Origin of the sequence: Paractinoplanes lichenicola (genome assembly GCF_016785085.1) — a bacterium.
GTDB lineage: Bacteria > Actinomycetota > Actinomycetes > Mycobacteriales > Micromonosporaceae > Actinoplanes > Actinoplanes lichenicola.
This window is the reverse complement of the sequence record NZ_JAENHO010000004.1, coordinates 422,124-442,964: the sequence shown is the minus strand read 5'-3', so window position 1 is coordinate 442,964 and position 20,841 is coordinate 422,124. Positions and strand designations below refer to the sequence as shown.

The window sequence follows — 20,841 nt, the reverse complement described above, 5'->3', positions numbered from 1 at the left end:
CGCTAGACGCCACCATGACTTTCCCTTCCCCCGCCGACGTGGTTTCTCCAGACAGCGCAGACGATCGGCAGTCCGGCTCGCCATCGCAGAACAGCACCTGGTGCAGACCGGGAGCGGTCTCGCCTGCCGAGCCGTTTCGTCGCCCGCGATGGTCGCTGTCGCGTGTCGACTGGCACGGACTGTATGCATCCTAGGAGGCTAGGAACATCGTCTCGGCGACTCGGTTAGGCGCGGCAAACAAGCGCGCGGCCGGCGGTGGGCCGGGGCAGCCGGTGGCCTGGGGCCGGTGGGTTGGGGGCCGGTGGGTTGGGGGCCGGTGGCCCGGGGGCCGGTGGCCCGGGGGCTGGGGGGCCGTGGGCTGGGGGGCCGTGGGCTGGGGGGCCGGAAGGCCGGGGCAGCTGGCGGGCCGGGGCGGGGTTGAGACAGCCGGTGAGCTGGCCGGCCAATGGGCCGATGCAACCTGTGGCCTGGCGGGCTGGCGGGCTGGCGGGCCGGCGGGCCGGCGGGCCGGCGGGCTGAGCTAGGGGAACGAGCGGCTGCGGTCAGGGGTTTGTCAGGGCCTCGGCGGTGCGAAGGACATGACGGCGCAGCAGCTCGGCTGCCCGGTCGCCGTCGCGGGAGAGGGCGGCGTCTTCAAGGGCCTGATGTTCGGCGGCGGCATCGCGGGACGGATCGCCGTGCAGGGACCAGCGGCGAGTCAGTTCGCTAGCTGTCCAGAGGCGGTCGAAAGTCTCCAGCAGCACGTCGTTGCCGCACGCCGACAACAGGGTGCGGTGGAACAAGCGGTGCGCCTCGGACCAAGCGTCGCTCAGGTGGTTGTCGCCCTCGCGCTCGAAATGGGGCGTGCCCGCAAGACGGTGATAGGCAGCCCGTACGGCCGCCTCCCACTCCAGGTCGCCGCGCGTGATCGAGAGCCGCAGCGCGCCGGGTTCGACTATCGAGCGGGCCTCGGCGATCTGTTGCCAGCGTTCGGCGCTTGCGGCCGGCACGGCGAAACCGCGGTTGGGCAGCCGGTCGGCCAGGCCCTCCCCCACCAGCCGCAGGAGCGCCTCCCGCGCGACGGCCAGGCTCACGCCGTGCGCCGTGGCCAGCTCTTGCGGCTTCAGCGCCTGCCGCGGCTGGAACTCCCCGCGCAGCACAGCGGTCCGCAGCGACGCGTAGACCTTCTCGGACGGTGTCACGCTCATCACCCTACCGCAGATAATCGATTATCTGTAAGTTAATCGATGACACGAGAGACACGACAGAGAAGAGCAAGCCATGAACAACCCGTTCGCGAGACTCCCGGAAGTTCCCGCCTTCACCCTCACGAGCACCTCGGTGAAGGACGGCGAGCCCCTGGCCCCGGCCCAGCTCTCCGGCCAGGACAAGTCGCCGCAGCTGAGCTGGTCGGGCGCCCCGGAGGCAACGAAGAGCTACGCCGTCACGGTGTACGACCCCGACGCCCCGACGGGTTCCGGCTTCTGGCACTGGGCGGTGGCCAACCTTCCGGCCGCCGTCACCTCGCTCGACGAGGGTGTGCAGGAGCTGCCGGCCCCGGCCTACCAGCTGCCCAACGACGCCCGGCTGGCCCAGTTCGTCGGCGCGGCCCCGCCGGCCGGCCACGGGGCGCACCGCTACTTCATCACCGTGCACGCGCTTGACGTCGAGGACATCGGGGTGCCCGCCGACGCCACCCCGGCGATCCTCGGCTTCACGATGGCAGGCCACATCCTGGGCCGCGCCACGATCGTCGCCACAGCGGAGAACCCGGCCGCCTGACCCACGGAGGCGCCGCGGCCCACCCCGCGGCGCCAAGCCCGGCCCACCCAGCGGCGCCAAGCCCGGCCCACCCAGCGGCGCCAAGCCCGGCCCACCCAGCGGCGCCAAGCCCGAGCCACCCCGCGGCGCCAAGCGCGAAGCCGCCGGGATAGTGCGCGACCCTGCGGGGTACAGGGATCGCATGGCCAAGTACGAGGTCAACGACGCGGCGGTGCGGCGGGCCCGCGAGCTCATCGAAGCCAAGCAGTATGTGCTGGACAGCGATTGGGGCAGCGTCCAGCCCCGCGCCGACGCCGAGAACTCGTTCCTCGACAAGCATTCCTGGGCCGATTACGCCGCCTGGCATCTGGGCCTGACCGACGGCGCGGCCGACGAGACCAAGGCCCGGTACGCGTTCGTCTACGGCGATCTGCGGCGACTGCACCGTACGGGCCTGATCGCCTGTGTCTATCGGGCCTCCGAGTGGCGGCACAAGGGCATCGAACTGGCCGCCCACGACCTGCTGCAGCAACTCGACGCGAAGGCCGGTATCAAGTAAAGGTGCGCCGCAATGTGGAGGTCTTCGGGCCCCGGGACGTCGGGGACGCCTGGGATCGGTATGTGCAGCCCGCCCGCTGGGCCGAGTGGTCGCCGCAGATTCGGTCGGTCGACTACGCGGAACCGGAGTTGCGGGAGCGGACCGGTGGGGTGGTGCACGGCCCCTTGGGCGTACGGGTGCCCTTCGTCATTCTGCGGGTCTCGCCGCCGCAGTCATGGTTGTGGGCCGTCTTCGTCGCCGGTGCTTCGGTGCAGCTCTCGCATCGGGTCGAGCCTGCGGCGACCGGCACCCGGGCCACCCTGATGATCAACGGGCCGGCGCCGATGGTGCTGGGCTATCTGCCCCTGGCCCGGCTCGCGCTGCGCCGGCTCGTCAAGAAGTGAAGCGCACCGTACGTACCTTTACGCACCAACGCCGGGTACTTCCTTTTTTCCGAACGGACGGCGACCGCCAGTAACCGCGCGCATACGGGGACATACCGGCGACGCGCCGAGGCCCGACATCATCCTTTTGGTCCGTTTAAACCTGCTTTGCGAGTAATCGGCCGACCGAAAGTCGCACAGCGGCGTCAGTGTGGCGCTTACCACTCCCTATCTCCGCACCCCGCCCCCGCGCCGCCGGCGCAGGGACAAAGGCCGAGGCCAGGGCCTTTTCCGGCGGCCGCGCGGCACCTTTGACCGAACCGGTGGCGAACTCGACCCGTACGGCTGGGAAAAGGGCCCCGGAGAGCCCGTAACCGCCCTTGACCGGCCCGGCGATGATCCGCCACCCAACCAAGGGGATGAATCTCTTCTCCCCCGCGACAGGCAGACAGCCTTACCATGTCTTCCCGAAGCTCGGCATCATCAAGCGCGCGACTTATTGTCCGGTCTTGACAAAGTCGTGTAGTAAAGAGATCCACTTCAGCGACGACGAGGACAGATGAACCCCTACGGCGATCCGCAGTCTGCGAGCGCGCGGGCCAGCGTGCCCGGTTCCGGTTCCGCCCCGGCGCGGGGCAGCAGCAGCCCCGTCCCCGGCGGCCGGGCATCCGTAGGGTCGGCGTCCGTGGGCGGCCGCGCGCCGGTCGGATCGGCCTCCGTCGGAGCGGCGCCGGTCGGTGGCCGCGCCTCGGTGGGAGCAGCCTCGGTGGGCTCGGCCTCGGTGGCCCGCGCCGCGGTGCGCCCCCAGCCACCGGGTGAGAAGCCCCCGGTCAGCCCCAAGGACACGAAGAAGGCGGCCAAGAAGCGCCGCCGCACCAACCTGCTCACCGTGGCCGCGGCCGTGCTCGTGATCGTGCTCGGCGCCGGTGTGGTCGGCGGGGCCTACTTCTTCGACGACGTGAAGTTCACCGAGCCCAAGTCCGAGGACCAGGTCACGCAGATCTTCGCGGCCGACAACAAGACGCAGCTGGCGACCATCGGCAACTCGACCCGCCAGCAGGTGCCGTTCGCCAGCATCAACCCGGTCATCGGCCAGGCGGTCATGGCGGCCGAGGACAAGAACTTCCTCGACCACAACGGCATCGACATGAAGGGCATCGCCCGCGCGGCCTGGAACAACTTCACCGGCGGCGACCAGCAGGGCGCGTCCACGATCACCCAGCAGTACGCGCGGCACGCCGCCGAGCTCAAGGAGATCAGCTACAACCGCAAGCTGCGCGAGGCCGTGATCGCCCGCAAGATGGAGGACCAGTACTCCAAGGGCGAGATCCTGGGCCGCTACCTCAACTCGGTGTATTTCGGCCGCGGGGCGTACGGCATCGAGGCGGCCGTGAAGGCGTACTTCGGCCCGACCCGCTCGGTGCTGACCAAGCCCGGCACCAAGGGCGCGATCACCGCCGCCGAGGCCGCCGTCATCGCGTCGGTGATCAAGCAGCCCGAGCCGTCGGCCACGCACAAGGGCTACGACCCGCAGAACAACCTGACGGACGCCAAGATCCGCTGGCAGTACACGATCAACAACATGCTCGAGAAGGGCTGGATCAAGACCGCGCCGGCCGCGTACCCGAAGGTCGCCAAGTTCGACCCGGACGCGTGCCGCACGTCCTGCGGCAACGACAAGGCCACCGGCAAGATCGTGAAGTACGTCAAGCAGGAACTGCGGGCCATGGGCATCAGCGACGCCAAGCAGCAGAGCGGCGGCCTGCGGATCACCACGACGATCAACCCGGCCGTGCAGAAGGCGGCCGAGACCGCGGCCATGCGCACCAGCGACAAGTCGCCGCTACGCAAGCTCGACGCGACGTACAAGACCGCGCTCGTCGCCGTCGACCCGGCCAACGGCCACGTGATGGCCTACTACGGCGGCCCGGACGGCGTGGGCTGGGACTACGCCGGCCCGAACTACAACAGCGAGGGCGACTTCGTCGGCGGCGGCCGGCCGCCCGGCTCGTCCTTCAAGATCTATACGCTGCTGGCCGCGCTGAGCGACGGCTACGGCTTCGACACGACGTGGGACTCCGAGGCCAAGAAGGTCGGCGGCGACGCGATCAACAACTCGAGCCGCACGAACTTCACCTGTGACAAGCGGCGCTGCCCGCTCTCCGAGGCCACCATCCAGTCGTACAACTTCCCCTTCTACCACCTGGCCGCGGCGCTCGGGCCCGACAAGGTGGCCGAGGCGGCGCACAAGGCCGGCATCCAGTACATCTCCAGCCCGACCAAGATCGGCGCCCGGGTCGACCTCAACAAGACCAAGGGCGACGCGCTCAAGCAGTACGGCAACGAGATCGGCTACGGCCAGTACGCGATCACCGCGCTCGACCACGCGAACGGCGTGGCCACGCTGGCCAACGAGGGCCGCTACACCAAGGCGCACTTCGTGAAGTCGGTGGCCGAGCGCGACGAGAAGACCGGCAAGTTCAAGACGATCCACACCGAGCGGGTCAAGTTCACGCAGGTCTTCGACCCGGGCGTGGTCGCCTCGATCGACACCGTGCTGCAGAAGATCCCCGGCAAGAACGGCCAGAACCTGCGCAGCGGCTACGACGCTATCGGCAAGTCGGGCACCTGGGAGTACAAGGACGGCAAGAGCGGGCAGAACGGCGACGCCTGGTGGGTCGGCGGCACCCCGCATCTGGCCGCCACGGTCTGGATCGGCCGCGAGAAGCAGGTCAAGGACCAGATGCAGCTGCTGCCGATCTACAAGCCGGGCAGCAAGACCAAGGGCATGACGGGCGGCTCGACCCCGGGCGACACCTGGAAGGTCTTCATGGACCTGGCCAACAAGGCCCTGGACGCCGAGAAGACCTCGTTCCCGCCGGACGTGCGGGTCGGCGACCCGAACAAGAAGGGCAACGGCCTCGACCCGCTGCCCGAGGCGCCGACCAACGGCTGCATCCTGGGCGGCACCATCTGCCCGCCCGGCACCGACCCGAACAACCCGGGCGGCACCGTCACCCCGCCGGGCGGCAACCCGAACAACCCCGGCAACGGGCTGCCCGACGGGGGCGGCAACGGCGCCGGCAACGGAAACGGCCGTAACTAAAAGCAACAGCACCGTTTCACAGGGTGACCGAAGCCTCATAATTCGGGCCCGTCTGCCGAAGTGATCCGCGACGACGTTTGCGACCACTTCCACGGACGGAGACCCCACGTGACGGCCGAACCGCGCACCAGCCAGACCTGGCTCAGCCCCTCCACGCCGGCCGCCGCCCGTCAGGTTCACCAGGCGCCTCTGCAGGGCGGCAGCCAGGGTCTGGCGGCGCGGTATCAGGCCGCCGAGCGCCCGGTGGCCCGCCCGTTGTTCGGCCCGCCGCCCACGCCGGCCTATCCGGCCCGCCAGGCGCCGCAGGGTGACCTGTTCGCGGCGCCCGGCATGCTGCCGCCGAGCGTCTGGCCGGTGGCCGTGTGGACGTTCCTGTTCGGGCCGCTCGCGATCATCTCGGTGCTCGCCCGCGGGAACAAGGCGGGCCGGATGGGGCTGTCAACCACCCCGTACTGGATGGCCTTCGGCATCACCACGGCGGTGACCTACGCGCTCGGCTGCGCGCTCTACATGGTGGTCGTGGTGGCCCTGGGCCTGTACACGCTGTGACCGGGAGGGCCGAGCGGCTCCTGGACGCCGCCGTGGCCGGCTGCGGGCTGCTGCTCGCGGTCTTCTTCGTGTTCTACCTCGGCGGCTGGGGTGACGAGCCGCTGCGGCAGCTCGTCACCGACGGCGCCTACCTGCCGCCGGCCGTGCTCGCCGTCGTCGCGGGCGTCCGGCTGGTCCACCGGGGCGGGCTCGACCAGCGCGGCCGCCGCGCCTGGACGCTGATCACCCTGGCGTTCGGCTGTCAGCTGGTCGCCCACGCCACCTGGTTTCTCGAGGACAACTTCCTCGGCCCGCCCACGTACCCGGCGGCCGCCGACTACTGGTTCCTGGCCTTCGTGCCGTTCCTCTTCGCCGGCCTGCTGCTCCTGCCGGGCACCCGGCGCACCCGCGCCGAGCGGACGAAGCTGGTCATCGACTCGCTGATCGTCGGCACCGGCACCTTCATGGTCGCCTGGTATCTGGTGATCGGCCCGGCGCTGCAGGTCGAGAACGCCACCGCGCTGCAGGTCGCCATGTCGGCCGCGCTGCCCGTGGGCGACCTGCTGCTCGTGCTCGCGCTGGCCTCGGTGCTGCTGCGCCGCCACGGCCGGCAGCCCGCCACCCTGCTGCTCACGGCCGCGGTCGGCACCTACGTGGTGGCCGACTTCGCCTACAGCTGGATCACGCTCAACGACCGGTTCACCGGTGGCACCTGGCCCGACCTGTTCTGGCTGACCGGTTGCTACCTGTTCGTGCTGGCGACGCGCCGGCGCCACAAGAGCACCGCCGAGCGCATCGGCCGCGCGGGGCGGAGCCGGATCAGCCTGCTCCCGTACGGGGCCAGCGCCATCGCGTACGGGCTGCTCGGCTATCTGGCCCGCGAGCAGGACCTCTATCCGCTCGGCGGCATGATCATCGGCGCCATCGTGCTCACCTCGCTGGTGATGGCCCGCCAGATGTATGCCCTGAGCGAGAACCGCCGGCTGGCCGTGACGGACCCGCTGACCGGCCTGGCCAACCGGACCCTGGTCGGCGAGCGCCTGGCCGAGCTGACCGGGCAACCGCCGCGCGAGGGCCGCCACGGCGCGGTCCTGCTGGTCGACCTGGACCGGTTCAAGCCGATCAACGACCGGTACGGGCACGAGGCCGGCGACGCCGTGCTGACCGCCGTGGCCGGGGTGCTGCGCTCGGTGGTCCGCGCGGGCGACACCGCGGGACGCCTCGGCGGCGACGAGTTCGCCGTCGTGCTGACCGGCCTGCCCGACCGGGATGCCGCCGAGCAGGTCGCCCGGCGCATCGTCGCCGCCCTGGACACCCCGGTGATCTTCGGGGATCTGCTGCTCGCCGTGACCGCCAGCATCGGGGTCGCGTTCCGCGCGGACGGCGCCGACGACGTCGAGGAGCTGCTCGCACACGCCGACACGGCGATGTACGCGGCCAAGCGCGGCGGCCGCGGCCGCTACCGGGTCTACACGCCCGAGCTGGACACCCGCGCCCGCGACGCCGAGCTGCGGCACGCCGTCGCCGATGGTCAGCTGCTGCTGCACTACCAGCCCGCGGTCGACCTGCGCGGCGACGTCATCGTGGCCGTGGAGGCGCTGGTGCGGTGGAACCACCCCGAGCGCGGCCTGCTGATGCCGGGCGCGTTCATCGACCTGGCCGAGGAGACCGGCGCGATCGTGCCGCTGGGCGAGTGGGTGCTGCGCGAGGCGTGCCGGCAGGCCGCCCGGTGGCGCACGGAGGTCCCGGCCGCGGCGGGAATCTATCTGAACGTGAACCTCTCACCCCTGCAGGTGAAGCAGAGTGGTCTGGTGGAGATCGTCACGGGGATCCTCGCCGAGACCGGGTTCCCGGCCGACCGGCTCGTGCTGGAGCTGACCGAGCGCATCGTCCTCGAGCCCGACGAGGCGACCCTGGACCGCCTGCACGCGCTGTGCGAGCTGGGCGTCAGGATCGCCGTGGACGACTTCGGCACCGGGCACGCGGCGATCAACTACCTGCGGCGGCTGCCGGTGTCCCTGCTCAAGCTCGACCGGTCCTACGTCGCCGGCATCGACGACGACCCCCGGGCGTACGCGGTGGCGGCGGCCGTGGCCGGGCTGGGCGCGGCGTTCGGCATGCACGTGGTCGCCGAGGGCGTCGAGACCCCCGCGCAGGCCGGCCGCCTGCTCGAGATGGGCTGCCGGTACGGCCAGGGCTACCTCTACCACCGGCCGCAGCCGGGTGACGAGCTGACCGCCCTGCTGACCCGGGCCGAGCTGCTGGTGGCGCCGTGACCCGGCGGGGCTGGCAGCTGTACGCCGCCGTGGTCGTGGCGGCCGTCGTGGTCTATCTGGCCGCTCCCGGGGGTCAGGCCTGGGAGACCAGTTTCCAGATCGGCGTCCAGGTCACGCTGATCGCGGGCCTGCTGGCCGGGCTGCGGCGGGTGCCGGCGGGCGACCGGGCGCCGTGGTTGTTCTTCGCGCTCGGCCTGACCTGCACGACCCTGGCCACCCTGCCCCTGCAGGTCGGCGCCGACTGGCTGGCCGCCGACGGGCCCGACCTGGCCGACCTGCTGTTCCTGGCGTTCTATCCGGCCGTGGCGACCGGCCTGGCCCTGATGATCCGGCAGTCGCGGCGGCGCACCGACTGGGCGGCGCTGGTCGACGCGTTCACCGTCACGGCCGGCATCGGCCTGCTGGCCTGGTCGTACGCGATCGCGCCGGTGCTGCGCGACGAGTCGACGGCGCTGGTGACCCGGCTCGTCACCTGCGCCTACCCGCTGGCCGACCTGGTGCTGCTGGCGATGACGATCCTGCTGGCCCGCAGCAACGGCCGGGAGGGCCGCCGGGCGCCGCTGATGGTGGCCGTCGCGATCGGCGGCTACCTGGCCGGTGACTGCGCGTGGGTCGTGCTGCGCCACGTGAACGAGGGCTGGGCCGACTTCTGGTGGACGGCCCGCCTGATCAACGCGGACTACCTGCTGTGCCTGCTCGTGCTGACCCTGGCCGTCGCCTGGCCGCGGGTGCGGGGCGACGGGGACGGTGCCGGCGCGGTCCACCACCTCAGCCGGCGGCAGCTGGCCGTGCTCACCCTGGCCATGCTGATGTCGCCCACCCTGCTGATCACGCAGCAGCTGACCGGCGAGATCGTCGACGGGCTGGCCATCGGGATCGGCTCGGCCATCATGTTCCTGCTCGTGATGGTCCGCTTCACCCAGCTGCTCAAGCAGGCCGAGCGGCAGGCGGCGCTGGTGCGCGAGCTGTCCCGCCGGGACGAGCTGACCGGCCTGCACAACCGCCGCAGCTGGAACGAGGAGTTCCCGGTCTTCCTGGCCCGGGCCCGGACCGAGAACATCCCGGTCGTGGTCGGCATGATCGACCTCGACCACTTCAAGGCCTTCAACGACACGTACGGGCATCCGGCCGGCGACCGGCTGCTGCGCGAGGCGGCGCAGGCCTGGGGCGAGCAGCTGCGGGCGTACGACGTGCTGGCCCGCTACGGCGGTGAGGAGTTCGTCGTGCTGCTGACCGGCTCGCCGGCGACCGAGGCGGTGACGGCGATCGAACGGCTGCGCGACGTCACCCCGCAGAACCAGACGTTCTCGGCCGGCCTGGCCGAGTGGGACCAGCAGGAGACCCCGGACGAGCTGATCGCCCGGGCCGACGTCGCGCTGTACGCCGCCAAGGCCGCCGGCCGCAACCGGGTGTGCTTGGCCGAGGAGCCCGTGCGGGTGAGCTAGGTGCGGCGCAGGACCGAGACGACCTTGCCCAGCACCACGGCGCGGTCGCCGTCGATGTTCTCGTACGCCGGGTTGCGCGGCTCGAGCACGACGTGCCCGCCGCGGCGGCGGTAGACCTTCACGGTCGCCTCGTCGTCGATCATCGCGGCCACGATGTCGCCGTTGAACGCCTCGTGCCCCTGCTTGACCACGACGATGTCGCCGTCGCAGATGGCCGCGTCGATCATCGAGTCGCCCCGCACCCGCAGGCCGAACAGGGTGCCCCGCCCGACGAGGTCACGCGGCAGCGGCAGCACCTCGTCGGAGTTCTGCTCGGCCAGGATCGGCGAGCCGGCCGCGATGTCGCCCAGCACGGGCACCCCGACGGTCGGCTCGGTGCGCTGCCGCGGCACGGGCTGCAGGAACATCCGTACGTCGATGGGTCTGGTCGCCCGGCCCCGGCGCAGGAACCCGGCCTCCTCGAGCACGCGCAGGTGCCGCCCGACCGAGGACGGGGAGGCGAGCCCGATCGCGTCGGCGATCTCGCGGGTGGACGGCGAATAGCCGTGGCGCTGGGCCCACTGCTGAATGACCGTGAGGATCTGCCGCTGCCGCTCGCTCAGCGTCGACGTGTCGTAGTAGTCCTCATCCATCAGCACCCGGTGATCTTGCCAAATCGGGCCCGGCCGGTCACGCAGGCGCGCCGTCAGCGGGGCCGCGAGGCCTCGGCGACCAGGGCCGCGGCGACGTCGCGAAGCTTGCGGTTGCTCTGCTGGGAGAGCTTGCTGAGGCGGGTGAACGCCTCGTCGGGCGAGCACCGCTGCTCGGCCATGATGATGCCCTTGGCCTGCTCGATGGCGGCCCGGTTGGTCATCGCCTCGCGCATCTGCCGGGCCAGGGTGGCCGTCGCGTCGTACGACTGCGCGTTGGCCAGCGCGACCGCGGCGTAGTCGGCGAAGCTCTGGGCCACCGTGACCGCGTGGTCGTCGAACGCCTCGGCCCGCAGCGAGTAGAGGTTGAGCGCGCCGGTCACCGCCTCCTGCACCGGCAGGCCGACCGACAGCGCGCTGCCCAGGCCGGCCCCGGCGGCCCGGGGGAGGTAAAGCGGCCAGCGCTCCTCCCTGGCCACGTCGGGCACCGAGATCGTGACGGTCGAAGCGGCGGCCTCGAGGCAGGGGCCGCCCTCGTTCTCGTACTGCCATTCGTCGAGCATCTTGGCCAGCACACCGGTGAACGCGGCGGTGCCCGACTCGCGCGGGGCCACGAGGGTCACCGACGCCTCGTCGGCCCCGTCCACCGTGTCGCGGGCGAGCGTGGCCACCCGCAGGAGCACGTCGTCGAGCGGCACCTCGCTCAGCCGGATGCGCCCGAGCTCCGCCAGTGCCCCCTGCGAATCGGCCATCCGCCCAATTTACGCCCTAGCCGTCCATCTGCTCGCGGAGCTTGGCCAGGGCCTGGGTGAGCAGGCGGGAGACGTGCATCTGGGAGACCCCGATCCGCTCGGCGATCGCGGACTGGGTGAGCTCGCCGTAGAAGCGCAGCGCCACGATCGTCCGCTCGCGCTCGGTCAGCGTGGCCAGCGCGGGCGGCAGCGCGACCCCGAACTCGGCCAGCGCGAACCCGCGGTCCTCGCCCCCGAGCGTGTCCCCCAGCGTCAGGTCCTCCCCATCCCGTACGGGGGAACTCAGCGAATCGGGGCGGTAGGCGTGCCCCGCCTCGAGCGCCTCCAGGATCTCCTCCTCGCCCACGCCCAGGTGGGCCGAGATGTCGGCGACCGTGGGGGCGCGGGTCAGCGTGTGCTCGAGCTCGGTGCGGGCGTGCCCGATGGCCATCCGCAGCTCCTGCAGGCGGCGCGGGATCCGCAGCGTCCACGAGCGGTCGCGGAAGTAGCGCTTGACCTCGCCGAGCACGGTCGGGATGGCGTACCCGGTGAAGTCGACCCCGCGCGTGGCGTCGAACCCGTCGATCGCCTTGATCAGGCCGATCGTCGCCGTCTGCAGCAGGTCGTCGAACGGCTCGCCGCGGCCCATGTAGCGGCGGGTGAGCCGGTGGGCCATCGGCATCCAGGCCTCGATCGCGCGGCGGCGCAGGGCGGGCCGGTCGGGATGGTCGGCCGGCATCGCGGCCAGCGCCTCGATCAGGGCGGTGGCGTGCCTGTCCTCGTCGGTGACCTCGAACTTGCGGCGGCCGGCCGGTCGGGTGGTTACGGTCACGGTGTCTCCATTCACAGCGCATCGCGTGTGTGATCGCGACGTGCGGCAGACACCAGGCAAGGCGCGTCGAACCGCGACGAGATGAACCGCACGTCGAGGATCGGCGCCTTCTTGACCGATAGCCGGACGCTACCCGAGGATCCGGAACTATGCCAGCCGAAAGGATGAGTCCCGTTCGGCTGATCAGCCGACCGAGTGCTTGCCGACCTCGGCCACCAGGGCCGCCGCCACGTCGCGGACCTTGCGGTTGGCGTCCTGCGAGGCCTTGGTCAACTGGGCGAAGGCCTCGTCGGCCGAGCACCGCCGCTGGGCCATGATCACGCCCTTGGCCTGCTCGATGACGGCCCGGCTGCCCATGGCCGCCTGCATCTGCGAGGCGAGCAGCAAGGCGCTGTGGAACGAGTGCGCATTGGCCACGGCGACGGCCGCATACCCCGCAAAGGCCTCCGCCCGTACGGTGTCCTCGTCGCTGAACCCCCGGGGCGAGCGGCTGTGCAGGGTCAGGACGCCGGTCAGCTCGGCCGAGACGGGCAGCCCGATCGAGAGCACCGCGGCCGCGCCGGACGGCTCCCCCACGGCGGCCGCGGTGTACGAACCGGACTCACCGGCCAAGGTGATCGAGATGGCCTCGGCCCCGGGCACGGCCTCGCAGGCCAGCATGGCCACCCGGTCGAGAAAGCCGGCCAGGGTGGTCTCGGCGAGCCGGATCCGCCCCAGTGCCGTCACGGCATTCGGGTCGTGCGTCATGGATGTCGGTCTGTCCTTGCAGCGGGCGGGGCCGCGACGGCGGCCGGGACGGGCGGGTGGACGGGCCCAGGAGTGCCTGGAATCCCGTTCCCGCGCCGCTGCTTGACGCGAGACGGCCGGTCCTCGAACGAGGCCGACCGCAGGGCTCCGATATTACCCACCGGATCCGGCCCGTCGCGCGTCAACCTCCGGACCACCGCTCAAAGAAAGCGCTTCCCGACCATCGGCGCACGTTTCCGCATATGGTGCCGATCGAAGGACGTCAAAGTTGAGAGAGCGCTTCCTCGGGTCTGATACTCCGGAGCACCCGATTCCCCCTCCCCCGAAGGGAGCGTCATGCATTCATCCCCACGAATCCGCCTCCTGCTGGCGATCGTCCTCGCGGCAGCCGCGACCGTCCTCGGTGCCCCGCCCGGCCCGGCCTACGCCGCCGACGCCGCCGACGGGTGGGTGCCGGTCGACGCCGCGGCCTGGAACGCCCAGCTGGCCGAGTTCCGGGCGCTGACCCCGCGGCCGGTGCCGGCGAACTCGGTGCGCGTGCCCGAGTTCAACGCGACCTGCGCCTACAGCCACTCGAAGCCGGACGACCCGATCGTGTTCCCGGGCCTGCCGGGCGCCTCGCACATGCACTCGTTCCTCGGCAACACCGGTACCGACGCGTACGCCACCACGCGCACCCTGCTCGCCAACGCGGGCACCACCTGCCGCCCGGCGCCCGACCTGTCCGCGTACTGGATCCCCACGCTGTACGAGAACGACCGCGCGATCGAGCCCAAGGACGTGGTCGTCTACTACGGCTCCCGGCTGACCGACTCGTCGGCCACGGTCCCCTTCCCCCAGGGCTTCCGCATGATCGCCGGGGACGCCCGGCGGCAGGTGCCGACCCCCGCGGGCTCGGTCAACGCGTTCTACTGCGCCGGTCCGGGCGGCGAGGTCGGCCGGAGCGCCGACGGCAACTGGCCGGTCTGCGCGCCCACCGCGGTGCTGATGTTCCACCTGGTCTTCCAGGACTGCTGGGACGGCCGCAACCTGGACAGCCGCACCCACAAGGAGCACGTCGCCTACAGCTACGACGGCACCTGCCGCGGCGCCTACCCGGTCGCCATCCCCAACCTGTCCTTCCTCATCGCCTACCCCACCAGCGGCGGCCCCGCCGGGTTCCGGCTGGCCTCCGGCATGGCCTCCTCGATGCACGGCGACGCGTTCCTGGCCTGGGACAACCGCGCCCTGGGGGAACGGGTCAAGAACTGCCTGACGCAGAGAGCGAAGTGCAACACCAGCGGCGACTTCTAAAGGCGTCCCCCTGCCGGTCGATCAAGGGCTGGTCAGACAACCGGCAGGGGGTACGTGGTGGATCGGTGGCGGTTTGCTGCCTGGCAGGTCTACCTCGCCGTCTGCGCCGTGGCGGGCGTCGTCTACTACGCGTTCCCCGCGGAGTGGGTGCAGGCCACCATCGTGGCGGGCGTCGGCATGTCGGCCGCCGTGGCGATCGTGGCCGGGGTGCGGCGGCACAAGCCGGCCGTACGGTGGCCGTGGTATCTGATGGCGGCCGCGCGGGCCTGCTTCGCGCTGGCCGAGGTGGCGTACTGGATCCAGCACTTCACCACGGGCGGCGACGTCTTCCCCTCGTACGTGGATGTGCTGTACCTGACCTTCGCGGTGCTGCTCGCGATCTCGGTCGTCGGCCTGGTGCGGGCCCGCCGCCCCGGACGTGACCGGCCCGGCCTGATCGACGCGCTCGTGCTCTCGACCGGCGCGGCGATGCTGGCCTGGGTGTTCCTGATCGTGCCGTACGTGCGGGCCGAGGACCTGAGCCCGCTCGCCCGCGCGGTCTCCCTGGCCTATCCGATCTCGGACCTGCTGGTCCTGACCGTGCTCTCGCGGCTGGTCACCGGCAAGGGCGACCGCCCGCCGGCGTTCAAGCTGCTCGTCGCGAGCATCGCCGCCCTGCTGTACGCCGACATCGGGTACGCGCTGCTCGAGCTGAGCATCGGCTACACCGCGGGCAACATCGTCGACCTGGGCTGGATCGCCATGCAGGCGCTGGGCGGGGCCGCGGCGCTGCACCCGTCGGTGCGCGCGCTGGCCGAGCGGAGCCCGCAGACCGCCGAGAGTCCCGCGCCCCGGCGCCGCGTGGCCGCGCTGGCCGTGGCGAGCCTGATGGCCCCGGCCGTGCTGGCCATCGAGTGGCTGCGCGGCATGCCGATCGACGTGCCGGTCATCGTGGCCGGCTGCACGGTGCTGTTCCTGCTGGTCATCGCGCGGCTGGACGGCCTCGTGCGGCTGCTGGCGGGCGCTTTGCGGGCGGTCGAGGAGCAGGCCACCACCGACCAGCTGACCGGCCTGGCCAACCGCCGCCGGTTCCACGACCGGTGGGCGGCCGCGCTGGGCGAGTCCGTCGGCCCGACCGCGCTGCTCTACATCGACCTCGACGGCTTCAAGCCGGTCAACGACACCTGCGGCCACGAAGCCGGCGACGCGGTGCTGGTCGCGGTGGCCCAGAGAATCAACACCATTGTCCGTACGGGAGATGTGGTGGCCCGGCTGGGCGGCGACGAGTTCGCGGTGATCCTGCCGTGGACCGACGACGAGACGGCCAAGACGGTCGCCGACCGCATCGTCGCGGCGCTGTCCGAGCCGTTCGACACCCCGGCCCGGCCGGTCTACATCGGGGCCAGCATCGGCGTGATCACCGCCTGTTCGGGCGCCAACCCCGAGACGGAGCTCCGCCGCGCCGACACGGCGATGTACACGGCGAAGAACAACGGCCGCAACCGCGTGCACCACGATCTAGCGACGCCGGACCACAGCTAGGCCGCCACGGGCCGGGGCCACGGCGATGCCCCGGTTGTGCGAGCGTTCCGGCGCGGCGGTGGTCGGCTCGAGCACGAAATCGCGCAGGATCGTCCGCAGGACGACGCGCATCTCGAGCGAGGCGAACGCGGCCCCGAGGCAGCGCCGCACTCCCCCGCCGAACGGGATCCAGCCGTCGGCCCGGGCCCTCAGGAACCGGTCCGGGTCGAAGCGCTCCGGCTCGGGGAACAACGTCGCGTCGTCGTGCACCAGGGCGATGCCGGCGGTGACCACGGTGCCGCGGGGAAACGTCCAGCGGCCGATCCGCAGCGACTCCGCCCGCACCTGCCGCGACGTCATCTCGATGACCGGGCGCACCCGCTGCACCTCGGTGACCGTCGCGTCGAACAGCTCGTCCCCGGCGTCGTTCAGTCTCGCCAGCACCTCGGGATGGCGTCGCAGCCGCTCGACGGCCCAGGCCAGCGTGGTCGCCGTGGTCTCGTGCCCGGCCGCGAGCAGGGTCAGCAGCTGGTCGGCGATCTGGTCGCGGCTCATCGCCGACCCGTCGTCGTAACGCGACTGCACCAGCATGGCCAGCACGTCTTCCCGCTCGGCCAGCCGCGGGTCGGCCTTCGCCCGCGCGATGAGCACGTCCACGATCTCGTCGTAGCGCCGCCGATGCCGCGCGAACCGGGCGCCCGGCCCCTGCCCGCCCAGCTCGAGCCGCAACACCGGCAGCACGGCCAGCACCGACCCCAGCCGTACGGCCTTGGGCAGCAGCACGCGCAGCTCGTCCAGCTCGTCCCCGTCGGCCCCGAAGACCGCGCGCAGAATGACGTTGAGGGTGATCCGCATGGTCGACGGCATGACCGGGAACGGCTTGTTCATCGGCCACGACGCCGTCTCGCGCCGCGTCTCGACCTCGATGATCCCCTCGTACGCCCGCAGCCGGCGCCCATGAAACGGCGGCGTGAGCAACTTGCGCTGCCGGCGGTGCTCCTCGCCCGCGATCGCGAACATCGACCCCGGCCCGAGCACCGAGCCCAGATTGGCGTCCGGGGTGTCGGCCAGCTCGGGCGCCGCCTGCAGCAGCTCCCGCACCTCCTGCGGGTCGGACAGCATCACCATCCGCCCCAGGTTCAGCGACTGCACGGTGAACGCCGAGCCGTACCTGTCCCGCATCCGCCGCATCGTCCCGCGCCGTGAGGCGGCGAACTGCAGCACCTGAACGAGGCGCGGACTGCCGGGCCCGTCCGGAAGAACGACGTCCATCGCTTCACCGTACGATCCCCGACCCGCCCGGCATAGGCTGCAGTCCATGGATCCGCAAGAACTGCTCGCTCACTGCCTCGGCAAGCCCGGCGCCTGGGCCGACCAGCCCTGGGAGGGCGACACGGTCGTCAAGGTGGGCAGCAAGATCTTCGCGTTCTGCGGCTCGGCGGATGCGGTCGGCGTCAAATGCGGCAAGGACCGCACGGTCGCCGACGAGTGGCTGACCCGCTACCCGAAGGACGCCGAGCCCCTGGCCTACATCGGCCGCTACGGCTGGAACCGCCTGCGCCTGACCGGCGCGATCCCCGACGACGAGCTGCTCGAGGCCGTCGATTCCTCGTACGACGATGTGGTGGCGCGGCTGCCCAAGAAGGAACGCCCGCCCCGGTAACCTTCCCCCATGCGCATCCCCACGGCGGCGATCACCACGACCTCCCTGATCGGCGGCTGGCAACTGGCCCGCCGCACCGGCATCCGCCCGCTGGGCGGCGCGGTCCTGGCCGCCGGCGGCGTCCTCGCGGGCCGCGAATGGTCGCGCCACACGTCCCCGGCCGTCACCACGGCGCTGGTCGCCACGTATGTCGGCGCCTTCGGCCTGTCCCACCCGCTGGCCAAGAAAATTGGCTCCTGGCCCGCGGTCCTGGCCGTCTCCGCCGCCACCGCAGCCATCTCCTACGCCGCCGCCGACCGCCGCTGACCGCTCCGACCGTCACGAGCGGCACGGGGCACAAAGGATCAACGGAGTTCGATAGCGTCCGGCTATGAGGCGGATGGCAGCGGTGCTGAGCGCCGTCGTGATGGTCCTGGCCGGTCCCGTCGCGCCCGCGCAGGCCGCGCCGCCGCAGCCGGGTGCGGCGGGCATCGGTGACAGCTACTACCCCGATTACGGCAACGGGGGCTACGACGTCGAGCACTACGACATCCGCCTGCGCTATCAGCCCGCCACCGACGAGCTTTCCGGCAGCACGACCATCAAGGCCCGGGCCACGCAGGATCTGAGCCGCTTCGATCTCGACTTCCGGCTGGGCGTGAAGTCCGTGACTGTCGACGGCCGGGCCGCCCGGTTCGCCCGCAGCGGCGACCACGAGCTGGTCGTGACGCCGGCCCGGCCGCTGCGCCGGGGCCACACCATGACCGTACGGGTGGCCTATTCAGGCATTCCGTCCAGCACAACCGGCGCCTGGTTCCGCACTCCCGACGGCGCCGTGGCGGCCGGCGAGCCCGAGGCGGCGTGGTGGTGGTTCCCGGCCAACGACCACCCGGCCGACAAGGCGCGCTTCGACATCTCGGTCGCCGTTCCCACCGGTGTCGAGGTGCTGAGCAACGGCACACTGCCACACCCGCCGTCCCCCGACGGGCCGGGCTGGACGAGGTGGAGCTGGCACTCGGCCCACCCCATGGCCACCTATCTGGCCTTCCTGGCGATCGGGCAGTACGACATCGAGAGGACCCGCAACTCGATAATCGCGTACTCCCAGCTGCTCACCCCCGAGCTCGAAGCGGCCGCCCGGGCCAGCGTCGGCCGCACCGCCGAGATCGTCGCCTGGGAGAGCAGCCTCTTCGGCCCGTACCCGTTCGAGTCGCAGGGCGGCGTCGTCACCCCACCCGACGCGCTGCCGTATTCGCTCGAGACCCAAACCCGGCCCACGTACGGCACGAGCCACTTCCGCCGCGGCCCCAACCCCAATGTGGTCGTGCACGAGAACGCGCACCAGTGGTTCGGCGACAGCGTCTCGCTGACCAGGTGGCAGGACATCTGGCTCAACGAGGCCTTCGCCGTCTACGCCGAGTGGCTCTGGTCCGAGCACACCGGCGACGCCCCGGCCCAACAACTCTTCGACGAGTACTACGACGGCTTCCCGGACGACGACACGGTGTGGACCCTGCCGCTGGGCGACCCGGGCGTCCCCGTCATCACACCGGAGATCTACTTCCGCGGCCCGATGACCCTGCAGGCGCTCCGCGTGACCGTGGGCGACCCGGCCTTCTTCAAGATCCTGCGCGCCTGGCCGGCCGAGCACCGGTACGGCAACGGCACCACCGCCCAGTTCGTCGCCCTGGCCGAACGCCTCTCCGGCCGCGACCTGGGCCCGTTCTTCCAGGCCTGGCTGTACACGCCGTCGAAGCCGGCGCGCCCATCGTGAAGGCCGCGGTCGACGTCCTCGTCGGTGATGTCAGCCGGCTGCCGGTCGCGGTGTCGGTCAGCCCGCTCAGCACCACCATGACCAGCGTGGTCGAGGCGTTCGGGGTGCTGCGGGGCCGGCTGCCGAGCGCCGTGCAGGCGGCGATCCACTCGCTGGCCCGGCCGCTCGACCTGTCGGCCCTGGCCCCGATCGGCAACCGCCACGACCCCCGCATCCCCGACGCGCTGCACCCGGGCCGCCCCGGCACGATGACCTTCGCCGAGGAGCTCGAGCTGATCGGCGAGGCGGGCGGCGACATCCGTACGGCCATCGCCGACGAGTTCACGGGCGACGTCCCGGAGCATTTCCGGTCGTGGCTGGACGCCCCGGCCCGGGCCCTCGGCGCGTACGTCGACACGCTGCGCCGCTATCACGACCTCGTCGTCCGGCGCGTCTACCCCGACCTGTTCGGCCGGCTGCGACGCGAGGCCGAACTGCTGGAGGGTGCGCTAGTCGACGGGCCCACCCGGCGCCTGCTGGAGCGCCTGCATCCCAGCCTCAGCATCGGACCGGACAGGCTGCGCCACGAGCCCCGCTCCCCCGGCGGCGCGTCCCGCCAGCTCCGGGCGCGGTCACTCACCCTGGTCCCGGTCGTCAGCGCACCCCTGACCTACAGCGCCAACCTCACCGGCGCGCTCACCACCACCGGCGGGGTGCGATTCTCGTACGCCCCGCCCAACCTGGCCCTGTTCGACAACGAGGCCCGCCCCCGCGGCCGCGACGACCCGCTGGCCGCGCTGCTCGGCCCCCGCCCGACGGTGATCCTGCGCCGGCTGGCCCGGGCCGCCACGACCAGCGAACTGGCCGACGAGCTCGGCCTGGCCCCCAGCACCGTCTCGCATCACCTGACCGTCCTGCTGGCGGGCGACACGGTCAGCGCCCACCGGCAGGGCAACACCGTCTACTACCGCCTGACCGACCGCGGCCGGGCCCTGCTCGAGCTTTATCCATGATTCGACCGCCGTCGAAAGACGTTGGGGCCCCTGCACTGCCGGCCCTACCGTCCTCCGCATGAAACGTCTCCTGAGTGCCCTGACGGCGGGCGCGGTGATGGTCGCGGGCTCGCTGCTCGCCAACCCGGCCCCGGCCTTCGCCGCGAGCTGGAAGTTCCGCTACACCGAGCACCAGAACGGCCCCAGCTACACGTACCAGATCGGCGTCAACGAAACGACGTGGGGCGACGACCTCGGCTCGGTAACGGTCAGCAGCAACACATCCAACGAGGACCAGATCCGCAACATCCGAGTCTGCGACAACGAGAACGACGACTGGGAGGTCCGTCTGCGGATCTACCCCCTCAGCGGCAGCTACATCGACTACGTCGACCGCGTCGGCGGCAGCTGCTACACCCGCAACCTGGGCTACAGCATCTCCCACTTCCGCATGATGTTCCGCGGCACCCTCTCCGACCCCCTGGACGCCCCTCCGGGCTGACAGTCTTCGACTGCCGCCACCTCCGCTTTCGGGTGGTTTGCCGATCATCGCCAGGTGATGTCCGTCCGGCGATTCCAGTCCGGGTTGGCCGGGTGCAGGCATGTGCCATGGGGGTGTGCAGGCTTCCGGTGCCGATGCCGGCTCGGTTGGAGGGTTCTCCTCGTGCGCCGGCCAACCCGTTCGTCGGCCGTGACGAGGATCTTC

The 20,841-nt window shown here is 71.5% G+C and carries 20 protein-coding genes; 14 read left to right on the top strand and 6 right to left on the bottom strand.

Features of this window, described 5'->3' with window-relative positions; genetic code table 11:
* Positions 1-542: 542 nt before the first annotated feature.
* A complete protein-coding gene (locus JKJ07_RS15485; protein ID WP_307834276.1) occupies positions 543-1,181 on the bottom strand; it encodes a GntR family transcriptional regulator in 639 nt (212 codons plus the stop codon).
* Positions 1,182-1,260: 79 nt separating this feature from the next.
* Between JKJ07_RS15485 and JKJ07_RS15480 the strand changes: the two genes are divergently transcribed.
* The 7 genes from JKJ07_RS15480 to JKJ07_RS15450 all read left to right on the top strand — a co-directional run bounded on the left by JKJ07_RS15480 (position 1,261) and on the right by JKJ07_RS15450 (position 10,016).
* Positions 1,261-1,761, top strand: a complete 501-nt coding sequence (locus JKJ07_RS15480; protein WP_202992213.1) for a YbhB/YbcL family Raf kinase inhibitor-like protein — start codon at positions 1,261-1,263, stop codon at positions 1,759-1,761.
* A gap of 181 nt (positions 1,762-1,942) precedes the next feature.
* Positions 1,943-2,299 carry a hypothetical protein gene (locus JKJ07_RS15475; protein ID WP_202992212.1) on the top strand — a complete coding sequence of 119 codons (357 nt, stop codon included), beginning with the start codon at positions 1,943-1,945 and terminating at the stop codon, positions 2,297-2,299.
* Positions 2,300-2,301: 2 nt separating this feature from the next.
* Positions 2,302-2,682 carry an SRPBCC family protein gene (locus JKJ07_RS15470; protein ID WP_202992211.1) on the top strand — a complete coding sequence of 127 codons (381 nt, stop codon included), beginning with the start codon at positions 2,302-2,304 and terminating at the stop codon, positions 2,680-2,682.
* A 745-nt stretch (positions 2,683-3,427) separates the two neighbouring features.
* On the top strand, positions 3,428-5,767 hold the full coding sequence (locus JKJ07_RS15465; protein ID WP_307834275.1) for a transglycosylase domain-containing protein: 2,340 nt from the start codon (positions 3,428-3,430) through the stop codon (positions 5,765-5,767).
* A 108-nt stretch (positions 5,768-5,875) separates the two neighbouring features.
* Positions 5,876-6,316: a hypothetical protein gene (locus JKJ07_RS15460; protein WP_202992209.1), complete on the top strand. Its 441-nt coding sequence runs from the start codon at positions 5,876-5,878 to the stop codon at positions 6,314-6,316.
* Positions 6,313-8,571, top strand: coding sequence for a putative bifunctional diguanylate cyclase/phosphodiesterase (locus JKJ07_RS15455; RefSeq protein WP_307834274.1), 2,259 nt, complete (start codon positions 6,313-6,315; stop codon positions 8,569-8,571). The genes JKJ07_RS15460 and JKJ07_RS15455 overlap by 4 nt, the downstream gene beginning before the upstream one ends.
* Positions 8,568-10,016, top strand: coding sequence for a GGDEF domain-containing protein (locus tag JKJ07_RS15450; protein WP_307834273.1), 1,449 nt, complete (start codon positions 8,568-8,570; stop codon positions 10,014-10,016). The genes JKJ07_RS15455 and JKJ07_RS15450 overlap by 4 nt, the downstream gene beginning before the upstream one ends.
* Here JKJ07_RS15450 and lexA read toward each other — a convergent pair.
* From lexA to JKJ07_RS15430, 4 genes are all read right to left on the bottom strand, one after another.
* Complete coding sequence (lexA, locus tag JKJ07_RS15445; protein WP_438871411.1) at positions 10,013-10,654, bottom strand: transcriptional repressor LexA; 642 nt, start codon at positions 10,652-10,654, stop codon at positions 10,013-10,015. The genes JKJ07_RS15450 and lexA overlap by 4 nt on opposite strands.
* A gap of 47 nt (positions 10,655-10,701) precedes the next feature.
* The gene (locus JKJ07_RS15440) at positions 10,702-11,397 is read right to left on the bottom strand and encodes a GAF and ANTAR domain-containing protein (RefSeq protein WP_202992208.1); all 696 of its coding nucleotides are present in this window, start codon (positions 11,395-11,397) and stop codon (positions 10,702-10,704) included.
* 16 nt (positions 11,398-11,413) lie between these two features.
* Positions 11,414-12,208, bottom strand: coding sequence for a SigB/SigF/SigG family RNA polymerase sigma factor (locus JKJ07_RS15435; RefSeq protein ID WP_438871410.1), 795 nt, complete (start codon positions 12,206-12,208; stop codon positions 11,414-11,416).
* A gap of 183 nt (positions 12,209-12,391) precedes the next feature.
* The gene (locus JKJ07_RS15430) at positions 12,392-12,955 is read right to left on the bottom strand and encodes a GAF and ANTAR domain-containing protein (protein WP_202992207.1); all 564 of its coding nucleotides are present in this window, start codon (positions 12,953-12,955) and stop codon (positions 12,392-12,394) included.
* Positions 12,956-13,291: 336 nt separating this feature from the next.
* Between JKJ07_RS15430 and JKJ07_RS15425 the strand changes: the two genes are divergently transcribed.
* Both JKJ07_RS15425 and JKJ07_RS51730 read left to right on the top strand, forming a co-directional pair.
* Positions 13,292-14,248: a DUF1996 domain-containing protein gene (locus tag JKJ07_RS15425; RefSeq protein WP_236028989.1), complete on the top strand. Its 957-nt coding sequence runs from the start codon at positions 13,292-13,294 to the stop codon at positions 14,246-14,248.
* Between the two features lie 57 nt (positions 14,249-14,305).
* Positions 14,306-15,769 carry a GGDEF domain-containing protein gene (locus JKJ07_RS51730; RefSeq protein ID WP_202992206.1) on the top strand — a complete coding sequence of 488 codons (1,464 nt, stop codon included), beginning with the start codon at positions 14,306-14,308 and terminating at the stop codon, positions 15,767-15,769.
* Here JKJ07_RS51730 and JKJ07_RS15415 read toward each other — a convergent pair.
* On the bottom strand, positions 15,746-17,020 hold the full coding sequence (locus JKJ07_RS15415) for a cytochrome P450 (protein ID WP_202992205.1): 1,275 nt from the start codon (positions 17,018-17,020) through the stop codon (positions 15,746-15,748). The genes JKJ07_RS51730 and JKJ07_RS15415 overlap by 24 nt on opposite strands.
* A gap of 46 nt (positions 17,021-17,066) precedes the next feature.
* On the opposite strand from JKJ07_RS15415, the gene JKJ07_RS15410 reads away from it, so the two are divergent.
* From JKJ07_RS15410 to JKJ07_RS15390, 5 genes are all read left to right on the top strand, one after another.
* Positions 17,067-17,411, top strand: a complete 345-nt coding sequence (locus tag JKJ07_RS15410; RefSeq protein WP_202992204.1) for an MmcQ/YjbR family DNA-binding protein — start codon at positions 17,067-17,069, stop codon at positions 17,409-17,411.
* A gap of 9 nt (positions 17,412-17,420) precedes the next feature.
* Complete coding sequence (locus tag JKJ07_RS15405) at positions 17,421-17,717, top strand: hypothetical protein (protein ID WP_202992203.1); 297 nt, start codon at positions 17,421-17,423, stop codon at positions 17,715-17,717.
* Between the two features lie 64 nt (positions 17,718-17,781).
* The gene (locus JKJ07_RS15400; RefSeq protein WP_202992202.1) at positions 17,782-19,164 is read left to right on the top strand and encodes a M1 family metallopeptidase; all 1,383 of its coding nucleotides are present in this window, start codon (positions 17,782-17,784) and stop codon (positions 19,162-19,164) included.
* Positions 19,161-20,156, top strand: a complete 996-nt coding sequence (locus JKJ07_RS15395; protein ID WP_202992201.1) for an ArsR/SmtB family transcription factor — start codon at positions 19,161-19,163, stop codon at positions 20,154-20,156. The genes JKJ07_RS15400 and JKJ07_RS15395 overlap by 4 nt, the downstream gene beginning before the upstream one ends.
* A gap of 58 nt (positions 20,157-20,214) precedes the next feature.
* Positions 20,215-20,637, top strand: coding sequence for a hypothetical protein (locus tag JKJ07_RS15390; protein ID WP_202992200.1), 423 nt, complete (start codon positions 20,215-20,217; stop codon positions 20,635-20,637).
* The last annotated feature ends 204 nt before the right edge of the window (positions 20,638-20,841 follow it).